This is a genomic window from Roseburia porci (assembly GCF_009695765.1).
Classification (GTDB): Bacteria; Bacillota; Clostridia; order Lachnospirales; family Lachnospiraceae; genus Roseburia; species Roseburia porci.
The window spans coordinates 22,658-38,220 of sequence record NZ_VUNI01000001.1 but is presented as its reverse complement, the minus strand read 5'-3'; the positions used below and the strand labels follow the sequence as shown (position 1 = coordinate 38,220).

Annotated in this window: 20 protein-coding genes; all 20 read right to left on the bottom strand. The window is 42.9% G+C overall.

Translation table 11 applies throughout. The annotated features are described in order from the left end of the window. Positions 1-1,683 (bottom strand): phage minor capsid protein, encoded by a 1,683-nt coding sequence (locus FYJ75_RS00220; RefSeq protein ID WP_154427640.1) that lies wholly within the window; start codon positions 1,681-1,683, stop codon positions 1-3. An 11-nt stretch (positions 1,684-1,694) separates the two neighbouring features. Further along, positions 1,695-3,077 (bottom strand): phage portal protein, encoded by a 1,383-nt coding sequence (locus FYJ75_RS00215; RefSeq protein ID WP_154427638.1) that lies wholly within the window; start codon positions 3,075-3,077, stop codon positions 1,695-1,697. Positions 3,078-3,088: 11 nt separating this feature from the next. Then, the gene (locus FYJ75_RS00210) at positions 3,089-4,423 is read right to left on the bottom strand and encodes a phage terminase large subunit (RefSeq protein ID WP_154427636.1); all 1,335 of its coding nucleotides are present in this window, start codon (positions 4,421-4,423) and stop codon (positions 3,089-3,091) included. Beyond that, positions 4,416-5,234, bottom strand: coding sequence for a terminase small subunit (locus FYJ75_RS00205; protein ID WP_154427634.1), 819 nt, complete (start codon positions 5,232-5,234; stop codon positions 4,416-4,418). Before FYJ75_RS00205 ends, FYJ75_RS00210 begins: the two co-directional genes overlap by 8 nt. Before the next feature lie 147 nt (positions 5,235-5,381). Beyond that, on the bottom strand, positions 5,382-5,585 hold the full coding sequence (locus FYJ75_RS00200; protein ID WP_154427632.1) for a chemotaxis protein: 204 nt from the start codon (positions 5,583-5,585) through the stop codon (positions 5,382-5,384). A 643-nt stretch (positions 5,586-6,228) separates the two neighbouring features. Continuing rightward, the gene (locus tag FYJ75_RS00195; RefSeq protein ID WP_154427630.1) at positions 6,229-6,699 is read right to left on the bottom strand and encodes a hypothetical protein; all 471 of its coding nucleotides are present in this window, start codon (positions 6,697-6,699) and stop codon (positions 6,229-6,231) included. Between the two features lie 38 nt (positions 6,700-6,737). After that, positions 6,738-8,348: a DNA cytosine methyltransferase gene (locus tag FYJ75_RS00190; RefSeq protein ID WP_154427628.1), complete on the bottom strand. Its 1,611-nt coding sequence runs from the start codon at positions 8,346-8,348 to the stop codon at positions 6,738-6,740. Beyond that, positions 8,341-8,637, bottom strand: coding sequence for a hypothetical protein (locus FYJ75_RS00185; RefSeq protein ID WP_154427626.1), 297 nt, complete (start codon positions 8,635-8,637; stop codon positions 8,341-8,343). Before FYJ75_RS00185 ends, FYJ75_RS00190 begins: the two co-directional genes overlap by 8 nt. Before the next feature lie 8 nt (positions 8,638-8,645). Next, positions 8,646-9,860 carry a hypothetical protein gene (locus tag FYJ75_RS00180; RefSeq protein WP_154427624.1) on the bottom strand — a complete coding sequence of 405 codons (1,215 nt, stop codon included), beginning with the start codon at positions 9,858-9,860 and terminating at the stop codon, positions 8,646-8,648. 229 nt (positions 9,861-10,089) lie between these two features. Then, positions 10,090-10,287 (bottom strand): hypothetical protein, encoded by a 198-nt coding sequence (locus FYJ75_RS00175; protein ID WP_154427622.1) that lies wholly within the window; start codon positions 10,285-10,287, stop codon positions 10,090-10,092. A 2-nt stretch (positions 10,288-10,289) separates the two neighbouring features. Continuing rightward, complete coding sequence (locus FYJ75_RS00170) at positions 10,290-10,550, bottom strand: hypothetical protein (RefSeq protein WP_154427620.1); 261 nt, start codon at positions 10,548-10,550, stop codon at positions 10,290-10,292. A 1-nt stretch (position 10,551) separates the two neighbouring features. Further along, positions 10,552-10,731, bottom strand: a complete 180-nt coding sequence (locus tag FYJ75_RS00165; protein WP_154427618.1) for a hypothetical protein — start codon at positions 10,729-10,731, stop codon at positions 10,552-10,554. Continuing rightward, complete coding sequence (locus tag FYJ75_RS00160; RefSeq protein WP_154427616.1) at positions 10,724-10,966, bottom strand: hypothetical protein; 243 nt, start codon at positions 10,964-10,966, stop codon at positions 10,724-10,726. The genes FYJ75_RS00165 and FYJ75_RS00160 overlap by 8 nt, the downstream gene beginning before the upstream one ends. Positions 10,967-11,207: 241 nt before the next feature. Continuing rightward, the gene (locus tag FYJ75_RS00155) at positions 11,208-11,810 is read right to left on the bottom strand and encodes a hypothetical protein (RefSeq protein WP_154427614.1); all 603 of its coding nucleotides are present in this window, start codon (positions 11,808-11,810) and stop codon (positions 11,208-11,210) included. Continuing rightward, positions 11,803-12,540 (bottom strand): DUF6291 domain-containing protein, encoded by a 738-nt coding sequence (locus FYJ75_RS14395; RefSeq protein WP_235906966.1) that lies wholly within the window; start codon positions 12,538-12,540, stop codon positions 11,803-11,805. The genes FYJ75_RS00155 and FYJ75_RS14395 overlap by 8 nt, the downstream gene beginning before the upstream one ends. A gap of 4 nt (positions 12,541-12,544) precedes the next feature. Next, positions 12,545-12,973 (bottom strand): RusA family crossover junction endodeoxyribonuclease, encoded by a 429-nt coding sequence (locus tag FYJ75_RS00145; RefSeq protein WP_154427612.1) that lies wholly within the window; start codon positions 12,971-12,973, stop codon positions 12,545-12,547. Beyond that, the gene (locus FYJ75_RS14270; RefSeq protein ID WP_195838915.1) at positions 12,963-13,700 is read right to left on the bottom strand and encodes a Rha family transcriptional regulator; all 738 of its coding nucleotides are present in this window, start codon (positions 13,698-13,700) and stop codon (positions 12,963-12,965) included. The genes FYJ75_RS00145 and FYJ75_RS14270 overlap by 11 nt, the downstream gene beginning before the upstream one ends. Positions 13,701-13,798: 98 nt before the next feature. After that, positions 13,799-14,116, bottom strand: coding sequence for a hypothetical protein (locus tag FYJ75_RS00135; protein ID WP_154427610.1), 318 nt, complete (start codon positions 14,114-14,116; stop codon positions 13,799-13,801). A 1-nt stretch (position 14,117) separates the two neighbouring features. Continuing rightward, complete coding sequence (locus FYJ75_RS00130) at positions 14,118-14,921, bottom strand: PD-(D/E)XK nuclease-like domain-containing protein (RefSeq protein ID WP_154427608.1); 804 nt, start codon at positions 14,919-14,921, stop codon at positions 14,118-14,120. Then, on the bottom strand, positions 14,905-15,561 hold the full coding sequence (locus tag FYJ75_RS00125; RefSeq protein ID WP_235906965.1) for a hypothetical protein: 657 nt from the start codon (positions 15,559-15,561) through the stop codon (positions 14,905-14,907). The genes FYJ75_RS00130 and FYJ75_RS00125 overlap by 17 nt, the downstream gene beginning before the upstream one ends. Positions 15,562-15,563: the final 2 nt, after the last annotated feature.

The window sequence follows — 15,563 nt, the reverse complement described above, 5'->3', positions numbered from 1 at the left end:
TTATTTTTCTACCTCCTTTAGAAATTCATCCAATGCCTTTTCATAATCGTACTTCCTTACTGCCAGATTATGTGCATCCTCATATGCTAAATTATACTTCTTCATAAGGTTTAATTCAAGATTTTCATGTTTGATCAACACTATATCGTGAGATTTTATATCTTTCCCATCCAAAATTCTTCTAAACGACTCTGCCATATCATAATCCGGATCAAACATACGCGTGCTTCCGTCAGCAAATCTATGGCTTTCCACGAATACATGATTATAGATATTTTTCGCACTCTTTTTAGAAATATTTCCATTTTTTGCTATTCTATTGATAACTGTATATGGTTTTCTATTAGTAATCTCTTCATAATATCTTTTTGCATGTGCCTCACGTTTACGACCAAGTGGGTCGTTTTTTATATTAAGCGCACCACTTTTTAGCTCTTGTCCTCTTTTTGCCGCCTTGTATGATTTTGTCTTTGTCAGATCACTGCTTCCCTTAACTACCCTCAGCCTGTTATCTTTTGGCCGGATTCCCATTTCATCCGAAAATTTGTGATATTCAGCAATTTGTTTTCGCTTTGCTGATTCCAAATCATCCGTATCCCCGCCTATGGCTCTCTTCGCTTCTATCTCACGCTTTGTCTCTCGCACTTTTCTTTCCATCTGTCTTTGTTTCTGTGTCATATCATAATATGTATATGTTTTGCCATTGTATTCTTTCGGCTCTGGCTCTTCATCCCACTTTGTAGGCTCACTGATACCCTCAAAGAACGGATAAAATGTATGTCTGCAGTTTACTCCGCACAGACCGTCCACTGCTCCATAATGGCACTCTGAAAATGGTGGATACTTCTTATTTTTGCCGGATCGTGAGTATATTTTTCCTTGCCATACGGCATGTTCCGGTCTTGCTCCCCAATGAGCAGTTACCTCTACCAAGTCCGTTCCCATTTTTTCACAGTTGTGCATAGACATTTTGGCTGATAGCTGATGACATGATGTGCGGACACACATTCTTGCGGCAGTATCAAGTTGATAAGTACGGCCGCTGGCATAGTCAACAGACCGTAACCCACTGTGAGCCATTTCACGCACTGCATCCTCTACAGCACGGTCATAAGAGAATGTTCCTGATGCCATTTTCACAACTGCCTTATCCAGATACCGGATGTATGCATTCTGGAGCGTGACGAAACTATACGCTCCTTTAAATCCCATACTCTTTGTAAGATTTTTGAATGTTCCGGCTGTGTCCTTACTCATCTCAGATATCATACGGTTTATTGCACTGTCTTTTGTTATTTTCTCTCCGTTCTGCTCCCACATAGACAGGTCGTAGTTAAAGGACATATCCCCAGCATTTGCGATTATGTCGTCCCCCTCTTCTTTTGCTTTCTCCCGCATTGCTTGTATTTCTGCTTTTACATATTTTTTCCATTCAAGAGTATTCTGCGCAACTTCTTTCTGGTACTCATCGTCTGCCTGTAATATCCGCATTACTTCTTTAAGGATTTCTGCAGGACTTACGCCCTCTGCCATCATAGCTTGTGCTTGTAACTCGGCAGTTTCTGTATATCGTCCGGTCTTTTTTATTCTTCTGGCAATGTCCGCTATTAAATCCTGCTCAAATGCCTGGAAGAGTGCCGCACCTCTGTCTCCAAGCTGTTCTAATACCTCTTCTGGCAGCATTTATCTCCCTCCTAATCATCTACTTCTGGATCTTCTTCCTCTGTTTGGGTATTCAATATTTTTTCAGCCTCTTTGCGATCCACATTAAGGGACATCATAATGTACCGGATCATAAACTCAGGAATATCAGAGAAAGACAACGCATCTGCTCTCATGTTGGAGAGTTTTGTAGTCTTGTCCTCTATGTAGGAGTCATCAAAGTCGATGCATACCTCATCTTCCAAGTTGTAGGATGTGCCGTTAAATGTATTGGAAAACCACATAATAGCGCGGACAATGCCTGTTATGTAGTCGGTTGCCTCTTTACGCTGCTTGTTAAGCTCCTGCATGGCATCCTGTCTCTCTCCGATATACTGTGTGGCTGTCTGGATCTGCCCTTGCTCAAAGGTGTATTTTTTACTGCCAAAGCCAAACGTCATAGAGAATAATGATAAACACAGTTCAAATGCCTTTGTGATCTCATCTACTCTGATCTGCGGGTTGTATTCCTGGATCACGTTTTTCTGTTCCGGAAGCTTTTCTCCAAGGAATACAAACAAGCGCTTCATGAGCGGAGTCTTCTGTTTTGGCTCCCCGGTTTCTTCATCCAACTCCACCAATGCCTCATTTGTGAGAATCAGTTTTTCGCCCTTTTCCAGATCACCATTTAAAATCATGTTGCAGAGATCAATCTTTTTAAGCGTTGGGATTGCTCCCCAGATCTTTGGCAGACCAAACCCCTGCATATCATCCAGATTGTTTACTTCCGCAACCATCATAACTGCAAAAGGCTTCACGTCTCCAAGATTAATCCAGTAATTCTCAAGCTCTGCCCCATTTTCATCGAATGTATAAGTCTCTGCTTTATAATTTGTTCCATCTGGTCTTGTAAAAAGGACCATTGTTGTACGCTTCTTACCGTTGACATAATCCACACCGGAAAAGCACGCATCCAGCACTTCCTCGTTCTCAACCAAAAGTGGCGTATAGTTCTCTGCGTAGCAATATTCCACTCGGATATCCCCGCCAGTTACTCTTCCATTGTCCAGATATGTGGCATTTTTTAAGCGCACATAGGATGCCACAGTTCCAGCTGCCGACATCCGTTCCAACTGTTTCCGATACATTACGTCAAATCTGTTATCGCTCAAGATTTTATTAATCTCATCCGTCTGTGTATCATTCCCTACATTGATCTGGATGATCTCACACAGGTTTGCATCATCTGCACATCCTCTTTTTGCAAAATTCATGCGCTCGATTTCGTATTCTTCGCCCTGTATGGATGTCCGTCTATGGAATTTCTCGATCAATTCGTTTTTATACCATGCATTGCAGGCCTCGATATATCCATATGGTACGGTGTTTATAAAATATCCAAGTTTCTGTAACTTACTTTCTACGCAGCTTTCCATTGTATTCCTCCCTATCTATCCAAATCTATATACTCTATAAAATCCAACATGGTGTAGCATAATGCGTCCCACCAGTCGTTACAGTTGCCTATATTTTTATCTTCCGGGATGTTTGGTTTCTTCTCATCCCATTTCAACGATCCTATAGCCTTTCTTAGTTTTACGCATCGTCTGTGTATCTTCAATCTGCCTGTATTAAAAAGCAGATCTACAGTCCGTGGTCTCTCGGATATCTCATTCTTCCGGCATCCGGCTATGTTGGTATATGGTAGTCCGGCTTTTCTTGCAGCGCTCCGGATAGAGTTTATCATTGTCGTGCTGGCGGAATCAGGGAAAACCCAATCTACACGCTCATACTTATCAATGCACATCCGGTAAAACTGTATAAATATCTTGCAGATCTGATCTGCGTCAATATCTGCCGACAATTCCAGATAATCTTCCTCAACTGCAAAAATCAAATGGTAATTCCGGAAATACAAAGCACATACCATTGTTGTCATGGATCCATTGCCGCCAAAGTCCATACCGATTACAACCTTACTTGGCCGTGGATTCAATCGATTATTCGAATCGTAATTTAGTACGTCTGCATCGTCGCACAAATATGGTTCGTTATTCTCTGCAAACTTCCGGAAGATAATTCCCTCCGCAACTGCACGGTCTCCTCGGATATCTCGCTTGTACCATACGCTGTCCTTTTGGTACGTTCCAAGGATTGTACGAATTTTATCGTCCGATAGGCTCATATTGTCTACCAGTGTAAAATGTCCGTAATTATATCCGTAGTGTGGATTCTTTTCCTGCTGTTCTTCGTGAAATTTAAGAATATCCGTGTAATACCAGTGTTCTTCCTCTTTTGGATTCAGGTCATGAAAGATCTTACGATCCGTACTGGATAATGTACGGTCAAACACTTCTTTCAGGAATTTCGGATGACACTCGTTCGCTTCGGTAACATATGCCATACCGTAGGTATTACCTTTAATCAGCTTTTCATCTCCGTCCTTACCACCACCGGACACCAGTACAATCTTCTCTCCTGTCTTTGTCTGGACATATACGCAGTCCCTGTCCTTGTATTTTCCCTCTCTGCATCTGCCCTCAAAGTAATTGAGCAGACCATATCCATCACAATCCAGAATGTTTAATTTTGCCGTGGCACTGGACACTCCGGCAACCAAATGGATCTTATTTTTATGTGTCTCGAGCATGGTACAGAATATGAGCGTTGCAAGGACGTTCTTCCCGCCTCGTTTTCCACCCTCCGCCACATTAAACCAGCTGTCAAAGCTCCGGAGGAAGTACTCATATTGTCTCTGGCTGAATGGTGCTGGCTTATTCACGCTTCGTGCCCTCCTCAAAATCGGTTATATTTCGATTCACAGCAGGTGCTTTTAAAATGTCCGCTATGGTCTGCATATTCGCAAGAATCTTCTCTGCCGAATCGTCCTTGACCTCAGCACGCTTTTTATCAAATTCTGCCTTGTACTTATCGTCTGGATGCATGAGGAAATACTTTGTCAGCCAATCTATGGCTTTCTGCTTATCTGCCAACTTAATAGATACGCCCGTCTGTCCTTCTTTTATCTCCTGAATGATCTGCGTATCCACAGTATTCGAATCTACCATGTGAACCCAATTTATACCGTCATTCCCGAATGTCGCATAATTGCCTGCGTCTGCAAAAGCAATTCGCATCTGCAATTCTACAATATCGTCTGCTCCTGCTATGATCTGCTGGCGCTTAATTTCTTTTAGTCTTCCGATTTCTGCTCGCACCTTAGTATTTCTTAGCAGCATGCAACCATTAACCATTGCTGTCTCATACTTACATCCATATGCTTTCTGATAGCTCTGCGCCGCATTAAATGTCCGGCTATAATATATACAAAACATTTGCTGTTCCGGTGTGAGGTCATCGTTCTGCAGAGTCTCTTTCGTACCATCATCAATCGGAATCTTTTTCTCTGTTCGCTTCGTAACCGAACGTTCGCTTTCCCTTTCCGAACGTTCGCCATCCCAACCATATGTGCTTTTCCATCTACGTATCGTTCCCTCTGGCTTCCCCAGTTGGTCAGCAATGTCTACCAACTTCATACCGCTTTTATACATTTCATATGCTTTATCTGCTAATGGATTCTTCTTTGCTGCCAACTGTTCACTCCCTTTCTTTTAACAAAACAAAAAGAGCCAAGCACCAATCGAATTAACGATCAGTATTTGGCTCTTTGGCTCTATTACTTACACTTATTATACTTCAAACATTATATATACGTCAATTTTAATCATAATGATTTCAGGCTATTTATCTGTCTTCATGCTCTCAATAAAGTCCTGCATCATTTTTGTGATCTGTGCCGATTTACTTATTCCTGCTTTCTCACATGCCTGGTCGAATTCTTCTACCACATCACGTTTGAGTTTATAGGTCTTTGCAATATATCCGGCTTTCTTCTGATACTTTTCTGATGCGATCGTCTGCGCTGACGGATTACCTTTTGGCATGTCTCCCCCTCCAAAGCAGTGATACAACATCAATGATCATATATACAGATGATAATACCAATAAAATTGATGCGTATAGATTTTTTCCAGTTCCATAGAATATTACGATTGCAGCAAGTAAAAACAGTTCGCTAAATCTTATTCTTTTCATATCGTCTCAGATGAGCTATAATCTTTTTAAGGGTTCGGGGCTTTCGCCCCTTACCTCATTTGAGAGCTTGTATGACGCTTGCCAATCCTGTTAAGAACGTTCCCAATGCAATTAACAGTTCAATGATAAGCTTCATTTGGCTCTCTTTTTTCTTTCGTTTCTTGCTCACCTGTTTTTCACCTCCTTATGTATATATAATACTATATGGTGTACCATATGTCAAGAGGCTTATAACAATTTCTATCTTCTATGCGGATTTCTCGCGCAAGTCCGATAGTACCGGCACTCCTGGTCGCACACAATCTCCCTGTCGAACCCACATGGCAGTTCCCAGATCAGCTCTGCCTTGCAGACCGGGCATTCCTTGTCTGAGCCATACCGTACCTCTCGACCGCATGTACAGTAACCGTATGTGCCTACGCTGTTGCTGGTATGTATGTCTGTTACATTAATCTGCATCTATTATCATCTCTCTTTCTCTTAAAGATCAGTTTAGTTCACAATCTCGTAAATAATATCGTCATGATAGTTACCGTCTTTGTCTTTGATTGCATCCTTTAAAATATGCTTGTTACCATCATGTTTCTTGATAAAGTTATCATATCCTCGACAAGCAGGATTGCCGCCAACAGCTCTCCATTCAACCCTATGTAATGTACTTACAAGTTCTTCCAGTTTTTCAAATACATCATTAGGCACTTGCAAATTTCCTCGTTCAAATGAAAACAACCCGAAGTTGTATGCTTTAGATACGTACCAATCTATTACATATCCTAAATAGCCAATGAGCTTTTGATTTTTGTCTACTATCGCATACTGGAATTGCCACTCTTCAGGACAATTCGCGATTTCAGGTATCCAGTTCCCATTATTACCTGTTTCATACAACATATCTGTTGTATAAAAGTACTTTTGAAATTCTTTAACTATCTGCTCTTTATATAAAATTGCAGGTACTAACATTCAATCACTTCCTCTCCTAAATTCTAATTTAAAAATGCTTAAGCAAACCGGAGTTGCCCGGTCTGTTCTGTTTTTATATTCATATTCGGTGTACGCTCCGCAATACACAGTTCCGGAAGATTGGCTCTGACCAATGCAGCCGGTATTGGCGGACATACAGCGTTCCCGCATCTGCGCACCTGCTCACTTCTTGGATATGTCTTTCCAGTATAGTCGTGATCGATTATGTAATCGTCCGGGAATCCCTGGCATCCGTATAACTCCCTTGGTTCCAGCATACGAAGTCCAATATCTACAATCTGGTAATCCACACCCTCTATCGTTACCAGTCCAAATCTATCCTTGGTCGTAACCGTATCAAGCGGTTTCTCTATATCCTGTCCTGTGGCATCTCCATAATACTTAATCAGAAACGCTCTGACTTCCCCGAAATGCCCCGGTGATGTAGTTATGGTATGTAATGGTTCTCTCAAATCCTGTCCTGTGCCACTTTTATAAAATTTACTCAAGAATGATGTGACCAGTCCGTATCGGTTCGAACCATCCACAGTCATGATTGGGTCTTTTATGGTCTGCCCTCGGACTTCTCCCTGCGCTGTCTCGGAATGATACTGAATCAGTGTAGTGCTGATAAGGCAATGTTCATTTTTGCTCACAATCGTTGTAAGCGGCTCTCTTACGTCCTTACTCCGGTCTTTTGTAAATCCGGTCTGCCCGATCTGCACCATGTAAGGCTCGCACAGATAATGTTTTCCGCTTCCTACTATGGTCGGTAATGGCTGCTTTACATCGTGTACCCTAGGGGCTTGTCCTTTTCTCTCCCCATATCCAATCGGGACTATAAAAGGTTCCGGATTATCGAGTACGAACTTTTTTAATCCCCTTGCAATCCGATCCATTGTTTTCTTTGCCAGTGGACGAACCGCCCGGATACCGTATTTTTCTTTTATTTCCTCGGATGTATCAAAAATACTCGGACAAGGTCTGCTAAAATCAATCTGCGTATAAGCTCCAACGTAAGGTTTTAACAGTCCGGCTTTTACCTCTTCACTGTCTGCTGGTGCATGTGTTGGCTTTGGCCATACAATCGGCTTACCATCGCACCGTGCAATCATGAAAAATCTCTTTCGCATAGTAGGCGCCCCATAATCAGCCGCAATCAATTCCTTAAACTGTACCTCATACCCTAAATCATTTAGCTGCTGCACAAACTTTTCAAATGTTTTCCCCTGCTTGCTCTTAATTGGATGATGTCCTCTGTTTAATGGTCCCCATGTTTTAAATTCTTCAACGTTCTCCAACATGATTACTCTCGGTCGCACCAATCCCGCCCACCGACAGGCTACCCAGGCAAGTCCACGAATGTTCTTGTCTTTTGGCTTTCCGCCCTTTGCCTTACTAAAATGCTTGCAATCCGGTGAGAACCAGGCAAGGCCAACCGGATGCCCTTTACATGCTTTTACAGGATCAACAGCCCACACGTTTTCACAATAATGCTTGGTGTTCGGATGATTCGCCTTGTGCATCTTAATAGCTTCCGGATCATGGTTAATGGCTATATCTACGCTATATCCTGTCGCAAGTTCTATCCCAGTGGATGCTCCGCCGCCACCAGCGAAGTTGTCAATAATCAGTTCTCCATTAATCATCAGCATCCACCCCACTTTCACTTTTTAGATATTTCATATACCCAATCGACTGTTCGAGAACGTATACGGAAACTGCATTTGTAATTCTGTCTACCAGTTCTTCCGAATCCTTACACCTTTCATAAGCGTCCTTAACAACTTCTTTTATTTGCGTATACTGTGCCTTTCCCTGGCTTCCAATCCAAGCAGTCAAATCTTTTACTGCTCCGCATTTTACCTGGGACTGTAGATATTCAGTAATGTCAATCTGCCCTTCGCATTCATAGTTAAATTTATCCAAATTGCTCATATCGCACCTCACATAAAGTCTTCTAGGCTCATCTGTCCCTTACAGTTCCCGCCGATGGTGGTCGGGTCCCAACCAACTCCGATGTAGTCTAAGACTTTCGCCCAACCATAATCGTTCCCGTCCTTGTCCTTGCACATGTGGAACATAAGATAGTCCCACTCTTTCGGGTTGCTCTCATACAGCAGATCGAATCTATGTGGTCGTTTCTCCATGTGGATTCCAAAGCCACACATGCTGCATCCAGTACGCTGCGCCTTTGTTGTATACAATGTACCATCTGGCTTTTTCTCGATTGTTCCATAAATTTCTGGGATCAAGGAATCCGGCATCTGGAAGCATTCTGATATTCTTCCCTCCTTAATTCCTGCATCCTGGTACTTTTCTTTTAATCCATTCTTCCAGAGATCGTCCATTTCCAAGGCAAGTGATAAAATATCCTGCCTGTGGAATATAGCAAAAGGAGCTGATCTGATCGTGGATGCTCCGAAATAGTTACATCCATTCATCCGCAGGCTCTTGGCACGTCTGCCACCCTCAGATGCCATCAATCCCAAATAAGGTACACTGTTATGCTCCTTACCCCAGTCATCGCAATTCTTTTCCTTAAGGTAATAACAACACTTTGCAGATACCAGGAAGTCCGGTTTCTGGAAGTCGCACCCTTCGGTTTCATTTTCGTATCCGCCGAATAGCTTCAGCCATCGTTGATTGAGCTGCATCTTTGAATTTTTCTGCCATCCTCCATATTCCCCAGTCTCTCCGGTTATGATCGCATGGCGTACCGTCTTATTCTTCTCTGTTGGATTTTGTAACAGTTCGATTTTTCCGGCGATCTCCTTGGATATTACTGGGAAACCAAACTCCTGTATAACTTTTGGCTTTGTCCATCTGGTACCGTCCTCTCGCATCAGCGGAGGAACATTTATAATCCCGATCGCCTTATGTACCCTTTGGATACTCCGATCTTCCAAGGTCGATGCAGATACTCCGGGAACATCAATTCCACATACCTCATGGAGAAACATATACAATATGATGCTGTCCAGACCGCCTACAGATACATGACAGTTTAATCCGCGCTTATCACATTCTGATCTAAATTCTTCCGCTCTGATTTGGGCGTACTTTCTTTTAAAGCTATAATCCTGTTTTTCCTTTTGCATGAATGAAGCAATCTTCTCATAAGCTCCGATCCGCTTCATTCGTTCTTGTACTGATTCCATTTCTTTTTGGAGTAAAGAGCTCTTTTCCGCTGGCCAGCAAACCTCTCACTCCTTTCTACTATTTTTTTGATCTGTCATAGATCATATTTGCAATGATACTTGCCAAAATGGCGAGTAAAAACTGCACCACATTCTGCATATATGTACGCCTCTCTTTCACAAAAATTATTTATCGCTGTGCACATATATAATATGGAATGTGTTTTTGCAGACTAATTCCGTCAATCATCTATTCTCCATGTTCTCTGTCTCTCCTTTTCAACTCTCTTTCGCAAGCCTTAATCCGGCTTTTATTCTTACCGCCATTGTTCTTCATGGTCTCGATCGCAAGAGCAATCTGACGTGGTGTAGCGCGTTTCAGATCTGCTGTAAAATTCAAATCTGTTGCCGGCAAAGAGCAAAGACTTTTAATCACATCCACGTACATGTCTATTCCTCACTTTCTTTCACTCCTTTTGGGGTTGTCTTAATTGTTCTTACACACTCTGGACAGAAATCAAACCCATTCACTCTTGTTGTGCATTCTGTACAGATTTTCTTGTCACATGTCACGGTATAGCTTTTAAATCCGTTCCCTCTTGCATGTGTAACAATGGTGCTGTGCGGCATATCGCACAGTAACGTTGCCTTTCGTTTTTTGCAAAACGGGCACAAATCCTCTTTCGGTATATGCTTAACTATATCTCCCATGCTATCCCTCCGTGTATATATCCGGCATAGGCATCCAAGCAATCACACGCTTTTCGTCCCATGCTCCGTTTTCATAGTTGCAAATGTTCAAATATCTAAATTTACCGTGCATCGTCTGCCCCTCGACCGTGCAAAGATATGCTCCATCTTCTGCCGGTGCGGTTGTATTCCATTTATCCATACTTGTACTCCTTTCCGTACTGGCAGTCCGCCCAGAGCAGGCATCCTGGGTTACAAGGCTTATCCTCTTTGTGCTTGCATACCTTACCACCGTAGTAGTAATCCGGTGTAGTTCGGAATCTCCGGATTGCATCTATACTCGGTCTGCCCTTACCGTTGGATATTGCCCCTCGCATCCTGTCAATGGCGCTGTTCCGGATGTGATCGTTCTGTGCCTTGCTGTTTGCTTTATTCATCTGCCCCGCCTCCTCAGGACTCCACACCAGTGCTCCCACTCTGCGTATGTTTTTTTCGTAAATGGATGTAACCGTCGTCCTCCAACTCCGTCCTCGTACTCGATTTTCCAGCCATTAACCACCATTCCACACTCAGCGCACCGGCTTATGGTGAGATCTGTGCACAGGATCTTTTTAACTTCCCGGCTCTCCACATGCTGCCGGACTTCGCCTGTCTCCAGATTGGTAAGGTTGTAGTATCTTACATGCATCTGCACACCTCCACTCCTGTCTCTTCCAGGACCGTCTCGATCAGCATCGGCACCGTGACCGAAAACTGCTTGTACCGGCACAGCGTATCGAGCATATCCGTTACAGCTTCGAGGTATTCCGAGATCTGCTTGTTGCTAAACTTAAAAATGGTATGCAGCACATACAAATGGGTTGTGTACCAGAGGGCATATGCTTTTTTAAATGCCACAATCCTCTGCATATTCGTGATCTGCTTGCCTCCAGTGCCGGTTAAATACAGTTTGTGTGCTACCGGAACGCCGTTTACGCTGTCGTTTGCATCGGTCTTACAGTCTCTGTCTACCTGTACGATAAACTTATGCATATCGATCTGGTCCTTACGGTATTCCTGGTACACTACCGCAACGTCCGTCTTAAATCTCTGCAGTCTTGTTTTGCCAAATCCAAATCTGATCCGGAGTATGTAAAAGCTCGTTGCCACAAGGCTCTCATATGCGCATCTGGACAGATCATTTAAGCGTTTCCGCTCTGCATCAAACTCCCGAATCTCTTCGGTCTCTTTTTTCGTAAACCCAATTGATGCCCGCTTTTTTCGTGCTAAAGCATTACTCATGTGTTTCGCTCCCTTCCGGATTCGTAGTCAGCAGCACTTTTTCCAATTCGTCAAAATCGTAATCACGCTGATTGACATTATTGAACCCATTCTTTTTTGCTTTTACGGCTGGCTTTTTACTTGGTGTATAATTTTCATCTAGATAGTCGACATAGCCACTGTTAAAAAATGTGCTACCGTACTGCGCTTTCCTCCAGTCGGCGTCCTTCTGCAATTCCAAGCTGTAGCGATCAATCGCTTTAACAAGCTTATCTTCCCCGATTGCGAGTAGCCGTTTCTTTTGGGTATCCGATACCTGACCTTTTCCTTTTTTGTTCGGATACAGTTTCCACAAACGTTCAAACAACGCTTTGGCATCCGCCAAAGTATTTTTATTAATATCATTTACATTAACAGTATCAGTATCATATACAGCTAAATTTGCTATCTCTTGCTTAGCATTGCTTACCTTTGCTAAATTTTGCTTAGCATTGCTAGCTTTTGCTAAACCGCCTTTACGTCCAGCCTCTTTCCTACGGTCTATTGTTTCTTCATATTTTTCTGTATCCCGATCCATCCGCTCTTTTATAAAGCTAAATGCCATATCTGGCGCCGCATCCAATTCCGGAAGCGGATCACCGGCGGCATAACATAATATCGCCGTGAACAACTCTCCACGCTGTTCCATGCTCATTTTTTGGACATGTTTAAGATATTCGGTATACAGCACAAAACTGTTTTTCTCTGCCAAACAATCACCTCTTCCCGAGGTCGTTCAGCAAGGTTGCGAGCGGCATTTTTGCCTGTTCTTCGGTCAGCTCGGTTAATGTAACCTCTATCCTCGGATTGCTTTGATCAATGTCTGTGTCAAAGTAAAAGTGCGGTATGTACTTCTGGCTGTCATCGTCAAGCACATGTGTTTTAACAAGGCTGTCCTGAACAAATTTGGAAGCACAAGACAGGATATTGTCGTTATCCCGTCTGCGATTTGGCTCGAAAAATCTGTAGTAGATCAAGACTGGCTTATCAATGTGAACTCCTCGAAGTTGCTGACGTATGGACCAGATGATAGTCTCCTCATTATTCCGCTTCATCGCCCCGCCTTTGCGGTAGTTCGTCCGGTTGGCGGCCGTATATGTATTCAGACCGTCCAACCGTCCTAAGATCACAAATTTATGCTCCATGCTGCAGATCCTCCATTCCGATCTGGGCGTTGCTACATGCGATCTGCTCCGCAAGATATGCAGGAAGCGTATAACAATCAATAAATTCATGTGCATCTGCAAGATCTTTACGTTTCAAGGCCTTGTAGCTCTTCATTTTGCCCTCATCGTCATAAATGCCAAACTCACGTCTGAGCTGATTGTAGATATCCCGGTACACTCTCTGACGCACTGTGTTGTCCTTATATGCCTCGGAACGTTTACCACCAAGCATTTCCACACCCTTACGCTTAACATGGGCGGAAAGCTCATCTGATTCCGCACCGAATAATGGCATATCATTCTCAATCGCATATACTTTCTGTTCTACGGTATCAACTTTCTGCTCCAGTTCGATGGTTCCCTGTGCAAGTAAAGCGATCTGCTCCAATGCTGTACGTGGTTTCTGCACTGTTTCCTCAAGTTCGTGGAAACGATTGATATATTTTGCTGTGAATTCCGTACCCTTTACCCCAGTAAGCTTATGAGCGATAAATTCACAGCCTTTCTTTGTAACCAGATAGCATGGTTTCTTTCTATTTGCTTTATCTGTATATTCAGATTCTGTAAAAAATTCGGTGTGTCCAATTTTGGACGCATCAAACTGAGCTATATACTCTCTTATATCTCTCAATAATTTGTTATGATCCTTACCAACCATATCTGCTACCTCAACAGAGGTTAATGTTTTCATTTCAATGTTATTCATAAAACTCCTTTCCCCCGGTGCATTGCAGCACCAGGAAGAAAATATATTGTGGTATATTCGATGAATAGCTTCTTTTTCCATCTGGAAGGTGTTGCAACCTATAAATAACTTCTCATATATCTGCTTCTAAACTGCTCTCTTGCAGGATCATCTTTAATTCCGCAGAGATCCTTATAATATTTCTTTTCGTATGCAAGCTGACCGATAATGTGCATCAACGTACACATTTCTTTGTTGTTATGGACACTCAACTTGCCCTCATGGTGCTCCTGAGATAATGGCACCCACAAACCATCTGCATCCGATAAAGGTCTGTTTGCCACTCCCTCAAAAATATGATGCCTATGTACGTTTGGCGTACCATCAATCAGGTCATAATCCGCATACTGCATATCAATAACGATAGAGTCTTTCATCCTATACCTCCCCGATCAGCGCACTGGACCAGATAGGACTTTTTAATACTCTTGTATGCTTACAGTAGTCACACTGCTCACAGCGCATCGGTGTATATCTGCCCGCTTTTAAAGCAACAATCTTAGGCGTGTTCCGTTCCACATTTACCAATGCCTCATCCAGCTTTGATTGCTCAACTGCAATAAGCTGGATCTCCGGCTCTTTTTCCTTGGATACCGCTGCTATAAAAAATGGGAGCTTCTTTCCAGTATTGATCTCCACAACTTTCTGATATACTGCACCTTGAATGTAGTACCCCCACTCATCCAAGAAGTTAAGATGACCGGTATCCGGGTGATAAAATACCTTGCTTACAGACTGGCACGTTTTCAGATCGACGATGCATTTGTCCGGATGATAGCTGTCAATTTTTATTTTCCACTTTGCACCAAACAGATCAGCGGTCATGATAACCTGCTTCTGCCCGCTCATGAACTGTGAAAAAAGCTCATCCCGTTCGCACCGCTGGATCATTTCATTTGCACGAAGATATTTAGCCATAAGCGTACCATCTTTCTTGAACATACACGGATGCTGTGCTTTAAACACATCCAGAGTGCCCTCAAAGTGTGCATCGACATAAGAACCAACCATAAGTGCATCGGAATCTTCCATATTCTCCGCCCATGTGCCATTTAACTTTGCAAGGGCATATTCCTCACATCCCGGCTTTCCATATGTACCCATAAAATCTTTATATTGGCTCACGGACAGGTAATCCCTGTTTGCCTCCTGGCTGTAATAGTTCTCACTCGTTAACAACATCAGGGAACACCTCCTTTGCTTCCTGTGCTACTTTTGCGTCTGCAAATGGATCTGGCGGAGCCTGTAACGGTGCTTTAATATCCTCGATTTCACCCTCAACTGCACACCCCATCAGCGAATTTGGAATATGCACCCTTGCAAAAAATGCAGATGCACGATAGGCAAGCATCAGTTCAGGCATAGTTTTCCACTTACTTCCGTTCTTTCCATACCATCCTTCGTCTTTCGCCATTTTAATGGTAACTTCCGCTCCTTTTACCGTTTCTCCAGTATCTACCTTGTCTGCTTCCAGATAGCATCCCCAGGAATCTGTACCACGCTCACCAGTATAAACATGATGAACATTTTTATATTTTCCGCTCGCCATAATCATTGATGTGCAAGCCTGTCCACTCCACTGTGGTTTTCCCTGTACAACATAAAGATTCTGCATAACCATCATCGGGCTTACCCCCATACGATTTGCCATATCAACGGCGATTGTGCAATCCATCGGTTTTCCCTGATATGCCTGTGGCACAAGAGAAGATGATGCAAACATTTTTCCAATATCGAAAATTTTCTGAAATGATTCTGGATCAGAAAAAACATTTGTCGAAAGCTGATTGTGTTCAACTGCCATAAGTTCTGTATTATCCATGA

What these genes read in the sequence shown, in the direction of transcription:
- FYJ75_RS00125 (WP_235906965.1), bottom strand. Translation starts at nt 15,561, where the DNA reads ATGGATAATACAGAACTTATGGCAGTTGAACACAATCAGCTTTCGACA.
- FYJ75_RS00200 (WP_154427632.1), bottom strand. Translation starts at nt 5,585, where the DNA reads ATGCCAAAAGGTAATCCGTCAGCGCAGACGATCGCATCAGAAAAGTAT.
- FYJ75_RS00180 (WP_154427624.1), bottom strand. Translation starts at nt 9,860, where the DNA reads ATGGAATCAGTACAAGAACGAATGAAGCGGATCGGAGCTTATGAGAAG.
- FYJ75_RS00135 (WP_154427610.1), bottom strand. Translation starts at nt 14,116, where the DNA reads ATGAAAGACTCTATCGTTATTGATATGCAGTATGCGGATTATGACCTG.
- FYJ75_RS00220 (WP_154427640.1), bottom strand. Translation starts at nt 1,683, where the DNA reads ATGCTGCCAGAAGAGGTATTAGAACAGCTTGGAGACAGAGGTGCGGCA.
- FYJ75_RS00130 (WP_154427608.1), bottom strand. Translation starts at nt 14,921, where the DNA reads ATGTTGTTAACGAGTGAGAACTATTACAGCCAGGAGGCAAACAGGGAT.
- FYJ75_RS00215 (WP_154427638.1), bottom strand. Translation starts at nt 3,077, where the DNA reads ATGGAAAGCTGCGTAGAAAGTAAGTTACAGAAACTTGGATATTTTATA.
- FYJ75_RS00160 (WP_154427616.1), bottom strand. Translation starts at nt 10,966, where the DNA reads ATGAATAAAGCAAACAGCAAGGCACAGAACGATCACATCCGGAACAGC.
- FYJ75_RS00185 (WP_154427626.1), bottom strand. Translation starts at nt 8,637, where the DNA reads ATGAGCAATTTGGATAAATTTAACTATGAATGCGAAGGGCAGATTGAC.
- FYJ75_RS00195 (WP_154427630.1), bottom strand. Translation starts at nt 6,699, where the DNA reads ATGTTAGTACCTGCAATTTTATATAAAGAGCAGATAGTTAAAGAATTT.
- FYJ75_RS00165 (WP_154427618.1), bottom strand. Translation starts at nt 10,731, where the DNA reads ATGGATAAATGGAATACAACCGCACCGGCAGAAGATGGAGCATATCTT.
- FYJ75_RS00175 (WP_154427622.1), bottom strand. Translation starts at nt 10,287, where the DNA reads ATGTACGTGGATGTGATTAAAAGTCTTTGCTCTTTGCCGGCAACAGAT.
- FYJ75_RS00190 (WP_154427628.1), bottom strand. Translation starts at nt 8,348, where the DNA reads ATGATTAATGGAGAACTGATTATTGACAACTTCGCTGGTGGCGGCGGA.
- FYJ75_RS00170 (WP_154427620.1), bottom strand. Translation starts at nt 10,550, where the DNA reads ATGGGAGATATAGTTAAGCATATACCGAAAGAGGATTTGTGCCCGTTT.
- FYJ75_RS14270 (WP_195838915.1), bottom strand. Translation starts at nt 13,700, where the DNA reads ATGAATAACATTGAAATGAAAACATTAACCTCTGTTGAGGTAGCAGAT.
- FYJ75_RS00145 (WP_154427612.1), bottom strand. Translation starts at nt 12,973, where the DNA reads ATGGAGCATAAATTTGTGATCTTAGGACGGTTGGACGGTCTGAATACA.
- FYJ75_RS00155 (WP_154427614.1), bottom strand. Translation starts at nt 11,810, where the DNA reads ATGAGTAATGCTTTAGCACGAAAAAAGCGGGCATCAATTGGGTTTACG.